This window comes from Pseudomonas sp. lyk4-TYG-107, assembly GCF_030209055.1.
Classification (GTDB): Bacteria; Pseudomonadota; Gammaproteobacteria; order Pseudomonadales; family Pseudomonadaceae; genus Aquipseudomonas; species Aquipseudomonas putida_A.
Genome location: NZ_JARVST010000007.1, coordinates 109,753 through 125,803, shown reverse-complemented (window position 1 = coordinate 125,803; position 16,051 = coordinate 109,753). Strand labels below are relative to the sequence as shown.

The 16,051-nt window shown below is 57.9% G+C and carries 19 protein-coding genes; 2 read left to right on the top strand and 17 right to left on the bottom strand.

The features are described from left to right. Positions 1 to 18 precede the first annotated feature (18 nt). The 15 genes from ybgF to QRN61_RS08055 form a co-directional block, all read right to left on the bottom strand. On the bottom strand, positions 19 to 855 hold the full coding sequence (ybgF, locus tag QRN61_RS08125) for a tol-pal system protein YbgF (protein WP_047296035.1): 837 nt from the start codon (positions 853 to 855) through the stop codon (positions 19 to 21). Positions 856 to 861: 6 nt separating this feature from the next. Then, on the bottom strand, positions 862 to 1,359 hold the full coding sequence (gene pal, locus QRN61_RS08120) for a peptidoglycan-associated lipoprotein Pal (protein ID WP_003178634.1): 498 nt from the start codon (positions 1,357 to 1,359) through the stop codon (positions 862 to 864). A 52-nt stretch (positions 1,360 to 1,411) separates the two neighbouring features. Then, positions 1,412 to 2,692 (bottom strand): Tol-Pal system beta propeller repeat protein TolB, encoded by a 1,281-nt coding sequence (tolB, locus tag QRN61_RS08115; protein WP_164747834.1) that lies wholly within the window; start codon positions 2,690 to 2,692, stop codon positions 1,412 to 1,414. A gap of 17 nt (positions 2,693 to 2,709) precedes the next feature. Beyond that, positions 2,710 to 3,786: a cell envelope integrity protein TolA gene (tolA, locus tag QRN61_RS08110; RefSeq protein WP_041068568.1), complete on the bottom strand. Its 1,077-nt coding sequence runs from the start codon at positions 3,784 to 3,786 to the stop codon at positions 2,710 to 2,712. Further along, a complete protein-coding gene (tolR, locus tag QRN61_RS08105) occupies positions 3,786 to 4,238 on the bottom strand; it encodes a protein TolR (protein WP_161794900.1) in 453 nt (150 codons plus the stop codon). Before tolR ends, tolA begins: the two co-directional genes overlap by 1 nt. Before the next feature lie 23 nt (positions 4,239 to 4,261). Further along, positions 4,262 to 4,957, bottom strand: coding sequence for a protein TolQ (gene tolQ, locus QRN61_RS08100; protein ID WP_007912733.1), 696 nt, complete (start codon positions 4,955 to 4,957; stop codon positions 4,262 to 4,264). Further along, a complete protein-coding gene (gene ybgC / locus QRN61_RS08095; protein WP_027612533.1) occupies positions 4,947 to 5,414 on the bottom strand; it encodes a tol-pal system-associated acyl-CoA thioesterase in 468 nt (155 codons plus the stop codon). The genes tolQ and ybgC overlap by 11 nt, the downstream gene beginning before the upstream one ends. A gap of 127 nt (positions 5,415 to 5,541) precedes the next feature. Then, positions 5,542 to 6,603 carry a Holliday junction branch migration DNA helicase RuvB gene (ruvB, locus tag QRN61_RS08090; protein ID WP_007962024.1) on the bottom strand — a complete coding sequence of 354 codons (1,062 nt, stop codon included), beginning with the start codon at positions 6,601 to 6,603 and terminating at the stop codon, positions 5,542 to 5,544. Continuing rightward, entirely contained in the window at positions 6,604 to 7,212 is a 609-nt protein-coding gene (gene ruvA, locus QRN61_RS08085; RefSeq protein WP_003227522.1) for a Holliday junction branch migration protein RuvA, read from the bottom strand. It abuts the gene before it with no gap. A 114-nt stretch (positions 7,213 to 7,326) separates the two neighbouring features. Further along, positions 7,327 to 7,854, bottom strand: a complete 528-nt coding sequence (gene ruvC / locus QRN61_RS08080; protein ID WP_007962095.1) for a crossover junction endodeoxyribonuclease RuvC — start codon at positions 7,852 to 7,854, stop codon at positions 7,327 to 7,329. Positions 7,855 to 8,012: 158 nt separating this feature from the next. Continuing rightward, on the bottom strand, positions 8,013 to 8,759 hold the full coding sequence (locus tag QRN61_RS08075; RefSeq protein ID WP_003227527.1) for a YebC/PmpR family DNA-binding transcriptional regulator: 747 nt from the start codon (positions 8,757 to 8,759) through the stop codon (positions 8,013 to 8,015). A 127-nt stretch (positions 8,760 to 8,886) separates the two neighbouring features. Further along, entirely contained in the window at positions 8,887 to 10,662 is a 1,776-nt protein-coding gene (aspS, locus tag QRN61_RS08070) for an aspartate--tRNA ligase (RefSeq protein ID WP_003227530.1), read from the bottom strand. Positions 10,663 to 10,762: 100 nt separating this feature from the next. Continuing rightward, positions 10,763 to 10,984: an FmdB family zinc ribbon protein gene (locus tag QRN61_RS08065; RefSeq protein ID WP_003227532.1), complete on the bottom strand. Its 222-nt coding sequence runs from the start codon at positions 10,982 to 10,984 to the stop codon at positions 10,763 to 10,765. 133 nt (positions 10,985 to 11,117) lie between these two features. Next, on the bottom strand, positions 11,118 to 11,453 hold the full coding sequence (locus QRN61_RS08060; RefSeq protein ID WP_096795088.1) for a ribbon-helix-helix domain-containing protein: 336 nt from the start codon (positions 11,451 to 11,453) through the stop codon (positions 11,118 to 11,120). Between the two features lie 186 nt (positions 11,454 to 11,639). Beyond that, positions 11,640 to 12,110, bottom strand: coding sequence for a Dps family protein (locus tag QRN61_RS08055; RefSeq protein WP_007912745.1), 471 nt, complete (start codon positions 12,108 to 12,110; stop codon positions 11,640 to 11,642). Positions 12,111 to 12,420: 310 nt separating this feature from the next. On the opposite strand from QRN61_RS08055, the gene QRN61_RS08050 reads away from it, so the two are divergent. Then, positions 12,421 to 13,023 carry a cold-shock protein gene (locus tag QRN61_RS08050; RefSeq protein WP_096795089.1) on the top strand — a complete coding sequence of 201 codons (603 nt, stop codon included), beginning with the start codon at positions 12,421 to 12,423 and terminating at the stop codon, positions 13,021 to 13,023. A 72-nt stretch (positions 13,024 to 13,095) separates the two neighbouring features. Here QRN61_RS08050 and QRN61_RS08045 read toward each other — a convergent pair whose 3' ends face one another. After that, positions 13,096 to 13,302, bottom strand: coding sequence for a SlyX family protein (locus QRN61_RS08045; RefSeq protein WP_007962092.1), 207 nt, complete (start codon positions 13,300 to 13,302; stop codon positions 13,096 to 13,098). Positions 13,303 to 13,305: 3 nt separating this feature from the next. Then, positions 13,306 to 13,731 carry an HIT family protein gene (locus QRN61_RS08040; protein WP_027612530.1) on the bottom strand — a complete coding sequence of 142 codons (426 nt, stop codon included), beginning with the start codon at positions 13,729 to 13,731 and terminating at the stop codon, positions 13,306 to 13,308. A gap of 897 nt (positions 13,732 to 14,628) precedes the next feature. Here QRN61_RS08040 and QRN61_RS08035 point away from each other — a divergent pair. Beyond that, positions 14,629 to 15,927, top strand: coding sequence for an OprD family porin (locus QRN61_RS08035; RefSeq protein WP_096795090.1), 1,299 nt, complete (start codon positions 14,629 to 14,631; stop codon positions 15,925 to 15,927). Positions 15,928 to 16,051 lie beyond the last annotated feature (124 nt).

Genomic DNA, 16,051 nt, shown 5'->3' with positions numbered 1-16,051 from the left:
CAAACGGGTCAAACACACTTACATGCGTTGCAGATCGCGTTGGGCCAACTGAGCAGCGGAGGTCCCCGGGTATTGGGAAACCACCTGTTGCAAAATGCCTTTGACCTTGTCGGTGTGACCGAGGCGGCGCTCTACATCAGCCAGCTTGTACAGCGAATCCGGCACTTTGGCGTGCTTGGGATAAAGCTGCGACACCTTGGCGAAAGCCTGACCTGCACCTTGCAGATCGCCCTTGGCCAGGTTCACTTCGCCCAACCAGTACTGGGCATTGCCCGCGTATTGGCTGTTCGGGTATTTGCGCAGGAATGCCGAGAAAGCCTGGCTGGCCTTGTCGAAATCCTTGGCTTTGATCAGGTCGAAAGCGGCATCGTAATACAGCTTTTCCTTGGCCGGATCACCCGGTTCGCTACTTGCAGCAGGTGCCTGGGCGGCAGCAGCCCCGGCGCCAGCGGCAGCACCGGCAGCAGCACTTGCATCGCCACCGGCAGAAGAATTCTCAGGAGTCGCGGCAGGTGCAACACCGGATCCTATGCGCCGATCAAGATCCTGGTATCGCTCCAGGGATTCCTGTTTCATGCGCGCAACCTGATTCTGCAGTTCTTCGATCACACCTTGCTGGCGCGATATCTGATCCTGCATCTGTTGCAGTTGGTTGAACAGCATGCCCTGTGCCGAGGCAGGGGCCGAAGCCGCTCCCCCGGCATAGGCGCCGTTCGTACCGTAACCCGCAGGCGGATAACTGCTCCCGCTATTGTTATAACCGGAGTTGTCATCGACCACAGGAACCGCAGCCCACGCCGCAAGCGGCGCGAGGCTGAGAGCCAGAACAGTTACAGCACGACGGCACGTTCGCATATCGAATTACTTACGCAGTTCGACGCGACGGTTTTGAGCCCAGGACTGCTCGTCGTTGCCGGTAGCAACTGGACGCTCTTCGCCGTAGGAAACCAGTTCCAGCTGAGCTGGGGAAACACCTTGCAGTACCAGGTAGCGCTGAACGGCTTTCGCACGACGCTCGCCCAGTGCCATGTTGTACTCACGAGTACCACGTTCGTCGGTGTTGCCTTCCAGAACAACGCGAGCGCCGTTTGCTTTCAGGTCTTTGGCGTGAACGTCCAGAGCGCGCATGGCTTCTGGCTTCAGGTCCGAGCTGTCGTATTCGAAGTAGAAGGTGGTGATTGCGCGCAGAGCAGCTTCTTCGCTCAGGGAACCGTCAACGGCACCAGTGTTTGCGCCGTAACCAGCGTTTGGATCAACAGCGCCTTCACCGGCGTTGTCGCCGCCTTTGGACGAGCAACCTACAGCTACAGCCATGGCCAGAGCCAGCGCAGCAAATTTACCAAACTTCAGCATTTCCATCGTGAAACTCCTAATGAACCCCAGTGTGTTAAGTAAAACGTAAAGCGCCGCGTCAGTTCAGGTAAGGGGACCAGGACGGTTCTCTGACTTCGCCTTGTGCGGTAGGAAGCGGGAGCCTCACGCGTCCATTAATGGACACGAGCATCAAGACTCCCCGGCCCTGCTGGCGGGTGGCGTAGATTACCATGGTGCCGTTGGGCGCAACAGTAGGTGACTCGTCCAGAGTGCTATCAGTGAGGATCTTTACACTACCTCGCTGCAAATCCTGGGCCGCCACCTTGAAATTGGTGAAACCATCCTGGCGATGAATCATCACCAGCGTCTTTTCATCAGCCGAAAGCTTCGGGTTGGCGTTGTAGTTGCCAATGAAGGTCACACGCTCGGCACCACCGCCGCTGGCGCTGGTTTTGTAGATCTGCGGCTTGCCGCCACGGTCCGAGGTGAAGTAGATGGTCGAACCATCCTTGCCCCAGTACGGTTCGGTGTTGATGCCAGGACCTGCCGTCACACGAGTGATCTGACGCGAACCCAGGTTCATCACATAGATGTCCGGGTTGCCGTCTTTCGACAGTACGAAAGCCAGGCGATTGCCATCCGGCGACCAGGCTGGAGCGCCGTTCAGGCCTTCGAAGTTGGTGATCTGCTCACGGCGACCGGTGTCGATGTTCTGCATGAAGATCCGTGGACGCTTCTGCTCGAACGACACGTAGGCGATGCGCTTGCCATCCGGGGCGAAACGCGGCGACAGGATCGGCTCGCGCGATTGCAGCAGAGTCACGGCACGGGCACCGTCGTAGTCCGAACGCTGCAGGGTGTAGCGAGTGTTCTTCTCGGAGAAACGCTCGGCTGTCACGTACAGCAGACGGGTCGAAAACGCACCTTTGATACCGGTGAGTTTTTCGAACGACTGGTCAGAGATGAAGTGCGCCATGTCACGCAGTTGCTCGGTGGTACCGGAAACACTGCCGTCAGCCACTTTCTGCTCGGTGGCCACGTTGAACAGTGCCCATTGCACCTGCAGACGACCGCCCGCAGGAGCAATGCTGCCGACCATCATGTATTGAGCACCCACCGCCTTCCAGTCACGGAAGATGATTTCGCTCGGCTGGCTTGGCTGGCTGATCATGTTTTGCTTTGGAATCGGCGAGTAGTAGCCCGAGTTCCGCAAATCGTTACCAATGATTTCAGCCATATCGTCCGGCAGCACCGCACCGCCCTGCATACCGAACGGTACGACGGCGATCGGGGTGGCCCGATCGCTGCCGCTGGTGACCAGAATGTTCTTTTCATCAGCCATCGCGATCCCTGCCATGCAGCAGATCACGACCAGCATTCCTCGAAGAAGGTTTCTCACAAGGCTAGATCCTCAGGTGTGAATGTCATCTTGAATGAACGATACGGAGCGAAATCGCTCGGCTTCATTCCCTGCATTTCTGTCAAACGTCCAATATTCTTCACTGCCGCAACTGCCGACGCATCGAACGGACCATCGCCACTGGACTTGGCCACGCTGACCGAAGTCACCGTACCGTCCGGCAACATGCCAATTTGCAGCACGACCGTCATGCCTTTGCGTGCCGAAGGCGGACGCGCCCAACCTTCCGCTGCTCGCGCACGAATCAGGTCATCGAAACTGCCCGCGACTTCGTCACCCTGTTCATCGGCCAAGGCCTGCTGACGCTGTGGCGTGTCGGAAAGCAAATCTGCCAGGGCCTGAGCCTTTTTCTCTTCAGCGGATTTACGTGCCGCTTCCTGCGATTTCTTCTTCGCAGCATCGGCAGCAGCTTTCTTCTTCGCTTCGTCGGCGACTTTCTTCTTCGCCTCTTCAGCTTCAGCTTTTTTCTTGGCGTCTTCGGCGGCTTTCTTCTTCGCGTCTTCGACGATCTTCTTCTTGGCTTCTTCAGCGGCCGCTTTCTTGGCCTCTTCTTCAGCCGCCTTCTTGGCTTCTTCTTCGGCTTTCTTCTTGGCTATATCAGCCAATTGTTTCTCTTCTGCCTTCTTGGCCTCGGCTTTCTTCGCATCGTCGGCTTTCTTGGCTTCATCAGCCTTTTTCGCCTCGTCCGCTTTCTTCGCCTCGTCGGCCTTCTTGGCTTCCTCGGCCTTTTGAGCCGCTTCTTCTTTCTTTTGTTCCGCAGCCTTCACCGCTTCCTGCTCGACCTTTTTCTGTTCCATCTGCTCGACTTCGGTCTGGCGCGCGGCGGATTTCTTCGCCTCACCCGCAATCTTCTGATTGGTCTGGGTGGTTGCCTGACTTTTCGATTTCAGCTGGTACAGGGTCGCCTGGACAATCGGCTTGGCCGGCGGCAACTCGGGTGTGAAGGCGAAACTGACGAACAGCATGCCGAACACCAGCACGTGCAGGACAATCGCCAGAACACTAGGCCAGAAGTAGCTTTCCGAGGCGGACGGCTCTCGCTGTTGCTGCATCAGGGGGCCTCGGTAATCAAACCAACATTACCGACCCCGGCTTTCTGCAACCCGCCCATGGCACCCATCACGGCGCCGTAGTCGACCGACTTGTCGCCTCGGATAAAGACCTGGGTACGCTTGCCGCCTTCAGTGCCGGCGCGAATGATCTTGGTCACCGCGTCAGTCATCTGCGGCAGGGTCATTGCCCTGTCCTGCTGCTTTTCGGTATCGACTTCGCTGCCAAGGTTCCAGTAGTAGGTCTTGTCAGCCTTGATCGAAATGGTCAGCACCTGAGTGTTATTGTCCTGCGGCAAGGCTTCGCTGGAAACCTTGGGCAGATCCACTTTCACGCCCTGATTGAGCATCGGCGCGGTCACCATGAAGATAACCAGCAGCACCAGCATCACGTCGATGTATGGCACCACGTTCATCTCGGCGACCGGCTTGCGCTTGTTTCGGGCTCGAGCGATTAAAGCCATCGGGAAATACCTGCTTATTCTTCGCTGGTGTGCACTTTGCGGTGCAGGATCGCCTGGAACTCATCGGCGAAGGTGTAGTAGCGGCTCAGCAAGGTTTCGCTGCGGGCAGAGAAACGGTTGTAAGCGATAACGGCCGGGATCGCGGCGAACAGGCCGATCGCGGTGGCGATCAGGGCTTCGGCGATACCCGGGGCCACGGTGGCCAGGGTCGCCTGCTGGGCGCTGGCCAGACCGCGGAAGGAGTTCATGATGCCCCACACGGTACCGAACAGACCGATGTACGGGCTGACCGAACCAACGGTGGCGAGGAACGGCAGGCTCTGCTCCAGCTTCTCTTCCTCACGGGAGATGGCAACGCGCATGGCCCGCGCCACACCTTCCATCACCGCTTCCGGGTCAACCCCTGGCTGCTGACGCAGACGGGAGAATTCCTTGAAACCGGCACGGAAGATCTGCTCCACACCCGAATCCGGATCCGGGTTGCTGCCGGCCTGACGGTACAGCTTGGACAGATCGATACCCGACCAGAAGCGCTCTTCGAAGCTCTCCAGGGCGCGTCGACCGGCACGCAGCAGATTGCTGCGTTGAAAGATCATGATCCATGAGGTCACCGATGCGGCCACCAGGGTCAACATTACCAACTGCACCACGATGCTGGCATTGCTGACCAGGCTCCACATGGAGGAATGGTCGACGACGTTAGCTTCCACGCTTTATCTCCTGCTTTGAGTGTGTACCCGTGCCGCCCGCGTCGGCAAAGGCCGCACGCAAGGATTCGGGCATGGCCCGGGGTTTCAAACTGTCGGTGCGCACGCAGGCCACCAGAAACTGCCCTTCACAGAGCAGCACATTATCCGTGGCCCGCCTGACCTGCTGTTTAAAGCGCAGGCTGGCACGGTTCAATTCGATTACATCAGCGCTTACCAGCAGTTCGTCGTCCAGTCGCGCCGGCGCGTGGTAGCGCGCTTCGCTGGAATGCACGACAAACAACAGGTCCTCCCCGGCCAGTTCCGACTGGGCAAAGCCCAGCGTCCGGAGCCGCTCGGTTCGAGCCCGTTCCATAAACTTGAGGTAATTAACGTAATACACGATGCCGCCCGCATCGGTGTCCTCGTAATAAACGCGACAACGATGTGCGAACGGCTCAAGCCCGTTTTGCGCGCGCATACTCTAGTGCTTACTCCTCGGGTTGCCAATCCGGCCAGGCAACTGTTTTTTCAGTGTTTAAGGCTTTACCGCAAAAGTACCGTCCTGTGACAGTACAAACGCTGAATAAATCGCCAAAAAATGTGTATCAATCGTCCACGGCATCGAGAAACTCGTCTGCCACGGGCATTTCACCCATTCGTGACGGAATGTTTAAACCGAAATGCAGGTACGCATGCCGTGTCACCACCCTGCCCCGTGGCGTACGCATGATGTAACCCTGCTGAATCAGGTACGGCTCCAGCACGTCTTCGATGGTATGGCGTTCCTCACTGATGGCAGCCGCCAGACTGTCGATCCCCACCGGGCCGCCATCGAACTTCTCGATCATGGTCAGCAGCAGGCGCCGGTCCTGATGGTCGAAACCGTGTTCATCGACGTCCAGCAGGTTCAACGCCAGATCGGCCACCGACTTGGTGATATGGCCCTTGGCGCGCACTTCGGCAAAATCGCGCACCCGACGCAGCAGACGATTGGCGATTCGCGGCGTACCACGGGCACGACGAGCGATTTCGAAAGAACCCTCCGGATCCAGCGGCAGACCGAGAATCGCCGCCGACCGACTGACAATCGTCGCCAGATCCGCTGTGCTGTAGAACTCAAGACGCTGGACGATACCGAAGCGGTCACGCAATGGGTTGGTCAGCATGCCGGCACGGGTCGTGGCGCCAACGAGAGTGAACGGTGGCAGATCAAGCTTGATCGAGCGCGCCGCCGGCCCTTCGCCGATCATAATGTCGAGCTGGAAATCTTCCATCGCCGGGTACAGCACTTCTTCAACGATGGGCGACAGACGATGGATTTCGTCGATGAACAACACGTCGTGCGGCTCAAGGTTGGTCAGCAACGCTGCCAGATCCCCCGGACGCTCAAGCACCGGACCGGACGTGCTCTTGATCGACACGCCCATTTCCTGGGCAATGATGTTGGCCAGCGTGGTTTTACCCAGACCCGGCGGGCCGAAGATCAGCGTGTGATCCAGCGATTCACTGCGCCCCCGCGCCGCCTGGATGAACAGTTCCATCTGCTCGCGCACGGTCGGCTGGCCAATATAGTCGGCCAGACTGACCGGGCGAATGGCCCGATCCTGGACTTCTTCGCGCTCGCGCGGGCTGTGCGCGGCGGCGATCAGACGATCAGCTTCAATCACTTAAATCATTCCCTTCAGGGCGCGGCGGATCAGGTCTTCACTGCTCAAATTCTTGTCCTTGATGGCGGTAATCGCCTTGCTCGCTTCCTGCGGCTTGTAGCCCAGGGAAATCAGCGCGCTGACCGCATCGTTTTCAGCGGTGTTGACCGGCGCCGGGCCGTCCGGCTGATTCGGCACCAGGGCGAACATGGCCGGCGAGGTTTCCCAGGCCTTGAAGCGATCCTTCAGTTCAACCAGCAGGCGCTCAGCGGTTTTCTTGCCGACCCCCGGGACCTTGGTCAGCGCCGAGGTGTCCTGGGATTGCACGCAGCGAATCAGTTCATCGACTTCCAGGCTCGACATCAAGGCCAGGGCCAGTTTCGGCCCGACACCATTGAGACGGATCAACTCGCGAAAAAAGTCTCGCTCACGCTTGCCGGCAAAGCCATAGAGTAACTGCGCGTCTTCGCGTACGACCAAATGGGTGTGCAGCGTCAGCGGTTCACCGACCGACGGCAAGCGATAAAGGGTGGTCATGGGCACTTCCAGCTCATACCCGAGGCCGTTTACATCCAGAATCAGGTGCGGCGGCTGTTTCTCAGCCAGGGTGCCGCGCAAGCGTCCAATCACGTTTCAGATCCTTGAGCGTTGGCCAGCCGGGGGCTGGCGACAGATGGAAGGCGGGAATCGGGCCGACGACCCAGGCGCGAAATCCGCATTCCGCAAAAATGATTGCTGATGCTATCAGAGACGCAGGCGCCCGCCACGACTGCGTGCGGTTCCCAGGCCATGCGGCAGCAGGCTGGAACGGGTGTGCGCGTGACAAATCGCGATGGCCAGGGCATCCGAGGCATCGATCTGCGGTTTGCTGGTCAGCTTGAGCATGTGCATGACCATCATCTGCACCTGTTCTTTATTGGCGGCGCCGGTGCCGACCACGGCTTGCTTGACCTGGGTGGCGGTGTATTCGGCAATCTCCAGGCACTCTTCAGCGCCAGCCACAATGGCGGCGCCGCGAGCCTGGCCGAGCTTGAGGGCCGAGTCGGCGTTTTTCGCCATGAACACTTTTTCGATGCCCATGGTCACCGGGCCATAGGTCTGAATGATTTCACGCACGCCGCGATAAACGATCTGCAGCCGCTCATGCAACTCACCGGCGCCGGTACGAATGCAGCCCGAGGCCACATAGATGCAGCCGCCGCGGCCGGTATCGCGAACAATCCCGTAACCGGTGATGCGCGAGCCGGGGTCGATACCCAGAATTAAAGTCATAACGCCTGCGGAGTCGGTAAAAACAAGAAATTCAAAACAGCGAATATCCAATGTGGGAGCGGGCTTGCTCGCGAAGGTGGTGTGTCATTCAGCATTGATGCTTGCTGATACGCCGCCTTCGCGAGCAAGCCCGCTCCCACATTGAAGCCTAGTCGCTCTTAACCGAGCTGAGCGGCCACGTCTTCCGGAATGTCCGCGTTGGAGTAGACGTTCTGCACGTCATCCAGATCCTCGAGCATGTCGATCAGCTTGAGCACCTTCTCCGCGCCTTCCAGATCCAGTTCGGCACTGGTGGTCGGCTGCATGACGATTTCTGCGTCGTCACCCTTGAACCCGGCCGCTTCCAACGCGTTACGCACCGCATAGAAGCTGGTGAACGAGGTGAACACATCGATCGAGCCGTCTTCATGGCTGACCACGTCGTCGGCATCGGCTTCCAGCGCCGCCTCGGTCAGGGCGTCTTCGTCGACGCCCGGGGCGAAGCTGATCTGCCCTTTGCGTTCGAACAGGTACGCAACCGAACCGTCGGTACCGAGGTTGCCGCCACATTTGCTGAACGCATGGCGCACGGCAGCTGCGGTACGGTTGCGGTTGTCGGTCATGCACTCGACCATCACCGCCACGCCGCCCGGGCCGTAACCTTCATAGGTCAGCTCTTCAACGTTGTCCGCTTCGGTCGCACCGGCGCCACGCGCAACGGCGCGGTCGATGATGTCGCGGCTCATGTTCGCACCGAGGGCCTTGTCCAGGGCCAGGCGCAGACGCGGGTTGGAACCCGGATCGCCGCCGCCCTGACGGGCCGCAACGGTCAGTTCACGGATCCACTTGGTGAAGATCTTGCCTCTCTTGGCATCCTGACGTTCTTTGCGGTGCTTGATGTTCGCCCACTTGGAATGACCTGCCATAACTCGCTCCGAATTCTCTTGAAACGTTGCCCGCCCTGCTCATGCAGCAGCCAGCAAACAAAAAATCTCGACCTGCTCTCTATAGAAAGAAAAAAGGCGCATCCGAAGATGCGCCTTCAGGCCCGTCTTACTCAGCCTTTGGCGTTTCGCGCAAACGAATGTGCAGCTCGCGCAGCGCCTTGGCATCCACCACACCCGGCGCTTGCGTCATGACGTCCGCAGCACTCTGGGTTTTCGGGAAAGCAATCACTTCACGGATCGACTGGGCGCCGGTCATCAGCATCACCAGACGGTCCAGACCGAAGGCCAGACCACCGTGCGGCGGTGCACCGTACTTCAGCGCGTCGAGCAGGAAGCCGAACTTCTCTTCCTGTTCCGCTTCATTGATACCCAGCAGGCGGAACACCGCTTGTTGCATTTCCTTGCGATGGATACGGATCGAACCGCCACCCAGCTCGGTACCGTTCAGCACCATGTCGTAGGCGCGGGACAGGGCGCCGGCCGGATTGGCTTCCAGCTCTTCAGGGGAGCACTTCGGTGCGGTGAACGGGTGGTGCAGCGCCGAGAAGCTGCCGTCGTCGTTCTCTTCGAACATCGGGAAGTCGACGACCCACATTGGCGCCCACTTGCAGGTCAGCAGGTCGAGGTCGTGGCCCAGCTTGATACGCAGCGCGCCCAGGGCTTCGCTGACGATCTTGGCCTTGTCGGCGCCGAAGAACACGATGTCGCCGTCAACCGCGCCGACGCGATCGAGGATCACGTTGAGGTTGGCTTCAGGGATGTTTTTCACGATCGGCGATTGCAGACCTTCAACACCGGCAGCGCGCTCGTTGACCTTGATGTACGCCAGGCCCTTGGCACCGTAGATGCCGACGAACTTGGTGTAGTCGTCGATCTGCTTGCGCGGCATGCTCGCCCCGCCTGGAACGCGCAGTGCAGCGATACGGCATTTCGGATCATTGGCCGGGCCGCTGAACACCTTGAATTCGACTTCTTTGAGTTGATCGGCAACGTCGACCAGTTCCAGCGGGTTACGCAGGTCCGGCTTGTCGGAACCGTAACGACGCATGGCTTCTTCAAAGGTCATGTGCGGGAATTCGCCGAATTCCAGATCCAGCACTTCCTTGAACAGGTTGCGGATCATGCCTTCGGTCAGGCCCATGATGTCTTTTTCGTCGAGGAAGCTGGTCTCGATGTCGATCTGAGTGAACTCAGGTTGACGGTCGGCACGCAGGTCTTCGTCGCGGAAGCATTTGGCGATCTGGTAGTAACGGTCGAAACCGGCAACCATCAGCAGTTGCTTGAACAGCTGAGGCGATTGCGGCAGCGCGAAGAACGAACCGGCGTGAGTACGGCTCGGCACCAGGTAGTCGCGGGCGCCTTCCGGGGTAGCACGGGTCAGAATCGGCGTTTCCACGTCGAGGAAGCCGTTCTCGTCGAGGAAGCGACGGATGCTGGTGGTCATGCGCGAACGCAGACGCAGCTTCTCGGCCATTTCCGGACGACGCAGGTCCAGGAAGCGGTAGCGCAGGCGGGTTTCTTCGCCGACGTCGGAGTATTCGTTGAGCGGGAACGGCGGGGTTTCCGACTCGTTCAGCACTTCCAGCTCGTAGCCCAACACTTCGATCATGCCCGACGCCATGTTGGCGTTGGTCGCACCGGCCGGACGCAGACGCACCTTACCGGTGATTTTCACGACGTATTCGCTGCGCACGCGATCGGCGGCGGCGAAGCTCTCGGCGCGATCCGGATCGAACACCACCTGAGCCAGACCATCACGATCACGGATATCGAGGAAAATCACCCCGCCGTGGTCGCGACGACGGTGAACCCATCCGCAAAGGGTAATTTCCTGGCCTTCCAGGCTTTCGTTCAGTTGGCCGCAATAATGGCTGCGCATCATGGTAGTGGTTTCGCTTCTCGTAATTCGAAATTCGGTGGAGATCCCGTCGCACTCAAGCACTGCGAAATCTCACGCGTGTCGTTCGACCTGGGCCTGAACCCTAGTCAGATTTGTCGCCACCGGCCAGATTCTTCTTGGCTCCGGTCTTGAAATCGGTTTCGTACCAACCGCTGCCGCTGAGGCGAAAACCCGGCATGGACAGCTGTTTCTTGAGCTCTGGCGCCTGACAGGCAGGGCAGTCGACCAGCGGTGCCTCGCTGATCTTTTGAATGGCTTCCAACTGATGACCACAGGAAGCACATTGATAATCGTACATCGGCATGGGGGTGTCTCGGCGATCAGATTGCCACCGCGCGCAGGGCTTTGCGGCGAAAGAGCGGGATTATATCCATTAAATGCGGGCTGTGCAGCCGTAAGACTGCACAGCCCGCCACGTCATTTCAAGTATTGCCCGTTCAGGGCATGAAGGCCGCCGGAGTATCGCGCAGGCCATTCATCACGCACACCACCCGTACCAGACCACTGAAGTTTTTCACCCCGCCGTGGCGCAGGTGCACTTCGCGGTCCACATGTGACAGCAGCGTGCTGACCGAACAGCCGTTGTGCCCGGCCATGTCACCAAGAATGTTCCAGTAAACCTGCTCGAGCCTCAAGCAAGTGGCAAAGCCGTTCAAACGCACTGATCTGGCCAGCGGCCGGATCAGCTCAAAATCGAAATCGCTGACAAACGGATCGACCTTCATTTCCCGTTGCGAACCGACATGCTCGCATCGCCTGTCTCCACCTACCATATCGCTGACACTCCTTTGTCATCGCTGCTTTTATAAAGACAACATCCTGTGCCTTCATAAAAACGCAGACGCAAAGTCAGCGCCAGATGACTAGTTGCCCAGCAGCGTAGGATAAGCCGACATGTTCAGTAAGATTTGAAACAGTATGCGGACATCCACACCTGCGGACGTCCGCGCACCGAACTATCAGGCCTCGAGCAACGCGCGCAACATCCACGCGGTCTTCTCATGCACCTGCATGCGCTGGGTCAGCAAGTCGGCCGTCGGCTCGTCACTGACCTTGTCCAACAGCGGGAAGATGCCGCGAGCGGTGCGAGTGACCGCTTCCTGGCCATCGACCAACTGCTTGATCATGTCCTCGGCACTTGGCACCCCGACTTCTTCTTTAATAGAGGAGAGACGCGCGTAAGTCGCGTAGGCACCCGGCGCAGGAAAACCCAGAGCGCGGATACGCTCGGCGATCAGATCCACCGCCAGCGCCAGCTCGTTGTATTGCTCTTCGAACATCAGATGCAGGGTCCTGAACATGGGACCGGTGACGTTCCAGTGGAAGTTATGGGTTTTCAGATACAGCACGTAGGTGTCCGACAGCAGCCGCGACAGCCCCTCGACGATGGACTTGCGATCTTCTTCACTGATACCGATATCGATTGCCATGTTTACCCCCTAAGGCGATTGAATTCATCCAACAGGTGCAGACCCACTCTAGCAAGGCAGCCGCCACCTCGCAGCCGACAATCTTCACTCGCCATGCGACAAATCGACCGGGCACGTGCCGCTGGCCGGGGTAATTTGAGTAGCTGCAGGCTTTGCTGTTAAATAGGCAGTGTGTCGCTACGCCCCATTTTTCGGGGGTGTCGCGCATAGGCTGATGCCGGGCACGTGTCCAACGCCTCTTTATTTTTCCGAAGCGAACCGTGCGCCTTCAGCTCTTCCTTGTGAGCCGTCATAACGTGAGCCAATCAAAATGTTGAAAATCGTCCACCTGCTAATGGGCGCAGCGGCCTTGCTGCTGTCGTTCATACCTAGCTTGAAATCCGAAGCCGTTCCTTACCTGCAACAACCCGATGCACTTTACCTGGCCTTTTTCGGCCTGCTGAATCTGGTCATCGCTCCAGTGATTCCTTACTGGAACAAAGGCCCGCGCCAGCATCTGCAAAATCTGGTCAGCGCTCTTCTCGTGCTGACTGTCGTCCTGCAAACCCTGACCCTGATCGCACCGATGCCTGTCATCGCCGGTCAACCGGCCGTGCTGTTCAGCCTGGTGATCGCTCTGGTTGCCGTGGTTGTGCATCTGGCGGTGAGCTTCTACAAATCTTCACCGACTGCCGCACCTGTCAGCTATGACATGAGCAACCGCGATACCGGTACCGTCAAGTGGTTCAACACGTCCAAAGGCTTCGGCTTTATCTCCCGGGATTCCGGCGATGATATTTTCGTGCACTTTCGTGCAATCCGTGGCGAAGGCCACCGCGTACTGGTCGAAGGCCAGCGCGTTGAGTTCTCGGTGATGAACCGGGATAAAGGCCTGCAAGCCGAGGACGTGATCGCCGCCCTGCCGCGTCGCTGATCCAAGGCAATAAAAAACCGCGAACAGCCAGGCTGCTCGCGGTTTTTTTACGCCTGCATAAAGGTGTTGGCATCAGTAATGCGGTGGTGGCGCCTCTTCCTCGAAAGAATCGAACTGCCCGACCATCTCCTCCTGACGCTTGAGCAACGCCGCCATTTGCAACTGCAGGCGCTCGATCACCCGCTGCTGCGCCACCAGTTCGTCGTTCAACGCCTGAATGGTGTCATCCTGAAAAGCCAGACGGCTTTCCAGATCGGTGACGCGTTCTTCAAGGTTCATGGTTCAACCCTCCAGAAACGTGAAGTGTTCGGTCAGCACCAGACGCAACCGCTCACGAATGCTCGCGACCTGCTCGGCGCTGTAGGGTTTGGCCGGGTGTTTGCCCCAGACCGGCGCCGGCCATGCCGCGTCGTCACGCTTGCGCACGATCACATGCATATGCAACTGGCTGACAACGTTGCCCAGCGTCGCGACGTTCAGCTTGTCGGCATCGAACAAGTCCTTGAGCAACTCGGCCAGCGCCGTGGTTTCCTGCCACAACTGCTGCTGGTCGGCGACATCCAACTGAAACAACTCGCTGATATCGTCGCGACGAGGCACCAGGATGAACCACGGGTAATTGGCATCGTTGGACAGCAGCAGCCGGCAGAGCGGGAAATCGCCGATGGTCAGGGTGTCCTGTTGAAGTCGTGAATCTAAAGCAAACACTGCGTGCACTCCCGGCTGATCTACACAATTCAGCTTAGCGGCCATCCAGACAGGCATGACGCCAAGCGACAGGCAGGCAGCATACCTGCGAATGCGCCGGGCTTCACGATGAGCGTGCCAGGACAGACATTGCTCAACGCTCCTGCATGCGACATTTTCGGGCGGCACGCACCATGACGGAACCGACTGCGCGGTGCAGCACAATGAAATGACCAGAAAAGCCCAAAGCGTTCATCCCCTGCTCCCGCTCAAACTGTATGAATCCGGAACAACTGGAAAAATTTTTGCACCAAAACCGCACAGCGCGTCTACGCTCAGTGCGTCGGGCATCCGCCGAATACTCACCGGCGGGGTGAACCGGTAACGTTTTTCGTTGTCGCGCGCACGAACCTGCTCGACAACACCAAGCGAGGGATGGCGTCAAGCCCTGATAAAGAAGGGCTTGAGGCCCAGTATTTATGAGGTTTTTACAGCGAGTGACGAGTGTTCAGAAAAATAACCGCATAGAGAAAGCGGTTTGTGCACGCTTGTTGCATTCGTACCCATATGGACTATAAGCGCACCACGGGAAGTGGGAGCCTTAGGCCCAACAAAAACAGTGGCAGGGTTGCCCGATGGAGATTCAAGTGTTTTGCCAGGGACTCTTTTTTAGCGATGCAAAAGGCTAGAAAAACAGCGAGAAAGTTGTCGATCCGATTGCATCGGTACTGTGAATTTGCGACATCTACAAAGCCATCTGCGACAGCGTCGTAAAGAAGGTGAAAGGTTGGATTAGCAAGTATCGCCAACAATGTCGGCGTGATATAAGTTTGCGCCGACACAAAAAGAAAGAGCCGCCCAGATAATAAAACAGGTGGGACGGCAGTACTCTTCTAAAAACCAAAGGAGCAAATCACGATGCGCGTGATGAAGTGGAGCATGATCGCCCTGGCTGTTGCAGCAGGCACCTCGCAGTTCGCAATGGCATCTTCGCAGGATGACGCCAAAGGGTTCCTGGAAGACCAGAGTCTGAATCTGAAAACCCGTATGGAATACATGAACCGCGACTTCCGTAATGGTGCCGGTAACATCCAGACAGGTCCAACGACATACAAGAGCGGTTATCGCCAGGACACCGGGATCAGCCAACTGCTGACCTACGAATCGGGCTTCACTCAAGGCACCATCGGTTTTGGTCTCGACGCGATGGCCATGGGTACCGTGAAGCTGGATGGTGGTGAGGGTCGTTCGGGCAACGGTCTGTTTGCCCGTGATAGCGATAATGAACCAGAAAAATCGCAGGGCAAAACCGGCGCAGCGGTGAAGTTCCGCCTCTCCGACACTACTCTGAAGTACGGCCGTCAATTCGTTGCCAGCCCAGTGTTCGCTACCGACGACAGCCGTTTGCTGCCTGAAGTTGCCGAGGGTACCTTGATCACCAGCAAAGAGATCAAAGGTCTGGAACTGACCGCTGGTCGCTTTACCGCGCTGAGCTCGCAAACCGGGATGGGCAAGGACAGCATCAACGGCAAGCACACTCCAGGCTTGACCAGCGCCGACATCGCTGGCGCAACCTACCAGTTCACCGATAACTTCGTTGCCGGTGTCGCTGCATCTGACGTTGACGACTACTTCAAGAAGCAATACATCAACGCCAACTACACCTTCCCGATCGCAGACGATCAATCGCTGAACATCGACTTCAACGGTTATCGCACCAAGGATCAGGGTCAGGCGCTTTACGGCAAGCTCGACAACAAGCTATGGAGCCTTGCGGCAGCTTATAGCATCGGTGCGCACAAATTCACCATCGCTCACCAGCGCTCCACTGGCGACACCAACTACCTGTACGGCGTGGACGGTAACAGCACGATCTTCGTAGCCAACTCCATCCAGATCTCCGACTTTATCGGTCGCGACGAACGTTCCTGGCAGGCTCGCTACGACCTGAACATGAAGACCTACGGCGTTCCTGGCCTGAGCTTCATGGCACGTTACGTCAAAGGCGACAACATCAAGACCACGGCTGACACCGAAGGCAAGGAAAACGAGTTCAACTTTGAAACCAAATACGTACTGCAGGAAGGTCCAGCCAAGGATCTGTCGTTCCGCCTGCGTAGCGCGATCTATCGCGCAAACGGTGCGTACAATGCTGACTACACCGCAGACAACAATGACGTGCGTGTAATCGTTGAGTATCCGCTGCACATCCTGTAATTGGGATGTAAATTCGCGTTACTCCAGAGCAGCGCTCAAAAAAAACCGCCCACCTGAAGCAGGTGGGCGGTTTTTTTTCGCTCATAATTTCCTTGGAATAAAATTAGCCAACTATCAATTAGCC

Bases quoted from the DNA above. Each gene is read 5' to 3' on its own strand.
- ybgF (WP_047296035.1), bottom strand. From the start codon at position 855: ATGCGAACGTGCCGTCGTGCTGTAACTGTTCTGGCTCTCAGCCTCGCG.
- pal (WP_003178634.1), bottom strand. From the start codon at position 1,359: ATGGAAATGCTGAAGTTTGGTAAATTTGCTGCGCTGGCTCTGGCCATG.
- tolB (WP_164747834.1), bottom strand. From the start codon at position 2,692: ATGCTGGTCGTGATCTGCTGCATGGCAGGGATCGCGATGGCTGATGAA.
- tolA (WP_041068568.1), bottom strand. From the start codon at position 3,786: ATGCAGCAACAGCGAGAGCCGTCCGCCTCGGAAAGCTACTTCTGGCCT.
- ybgC (WP_027612533.1), bottom strand. From the start codon at position 5,414: ATGCGCGCGCAAAACGGGCTTGAGCCGTTCGCACATCGTTGTCGCGTT.
- ruvC (WP_007962095.1), bottom strand. From the start codon at position 7,854: ATGACTTTAATTCTGGGTATCGACCCCGGCTCGCGCATCACCGGTTAC.
- QRN61_RS08075 (WP_003227527.1), bottom strand. From the start codon at position 8,759: ATGGCAGGTCATTCCAAGTGGGCGAACATCAAGCACCGCAAAGAACGT.
- aspS (WP_003227530.1), bottom strand. From the start codon at position 10,662: ATGATGCGCAGCCATTATTGCGGCCAACTGAACGAAAGCCTGGAAGGC.
- QRN61_RS08065 (WP_003227532.1), bottom strand. From the start codon at position 10,984: ATGCCGATGTACGATTATCAATGTGCTTCCTGTGGTCATCAGTTGGAA.
- QRN61_RS08060 (WP_096795088.1), bottom strand. From the start codon at position 11,453: ATGGTAGGTGGAGACAGGCGATGCGAGCATGTCGGTTCGCAACGGGAA.
- QRN61_RS08055 (WP_007912745.1), bottom strand. From the start codon at position 12,110: ATGGCAATCGATATCGGTATCAGTGAAGAAGATCGCAAGTCCATCGTC.
- QRN61_RS08050 (WP_096795089.1), top strand. From the start codon at position 12,421: ATGTTGAAAATCGTCCACCTGCTAATGGGCGCAGCGGCCTTGCTGCTG.
- QRN61_RS08045 (WP_007962092.1), bottom strand. From the start codon at position 13,302: ATGAACCTTGAAGAACGCGTCACCGATCTGGAAAGCCGTCTGGCTTTT.
- QRN61_RS08035 (WP_096795090.1), top strand. From the start codon at position 14,629: ATGCGCGTGATGAAGTGGAGCATGATCGCCCTGGCTGTTGCAGCAGGC.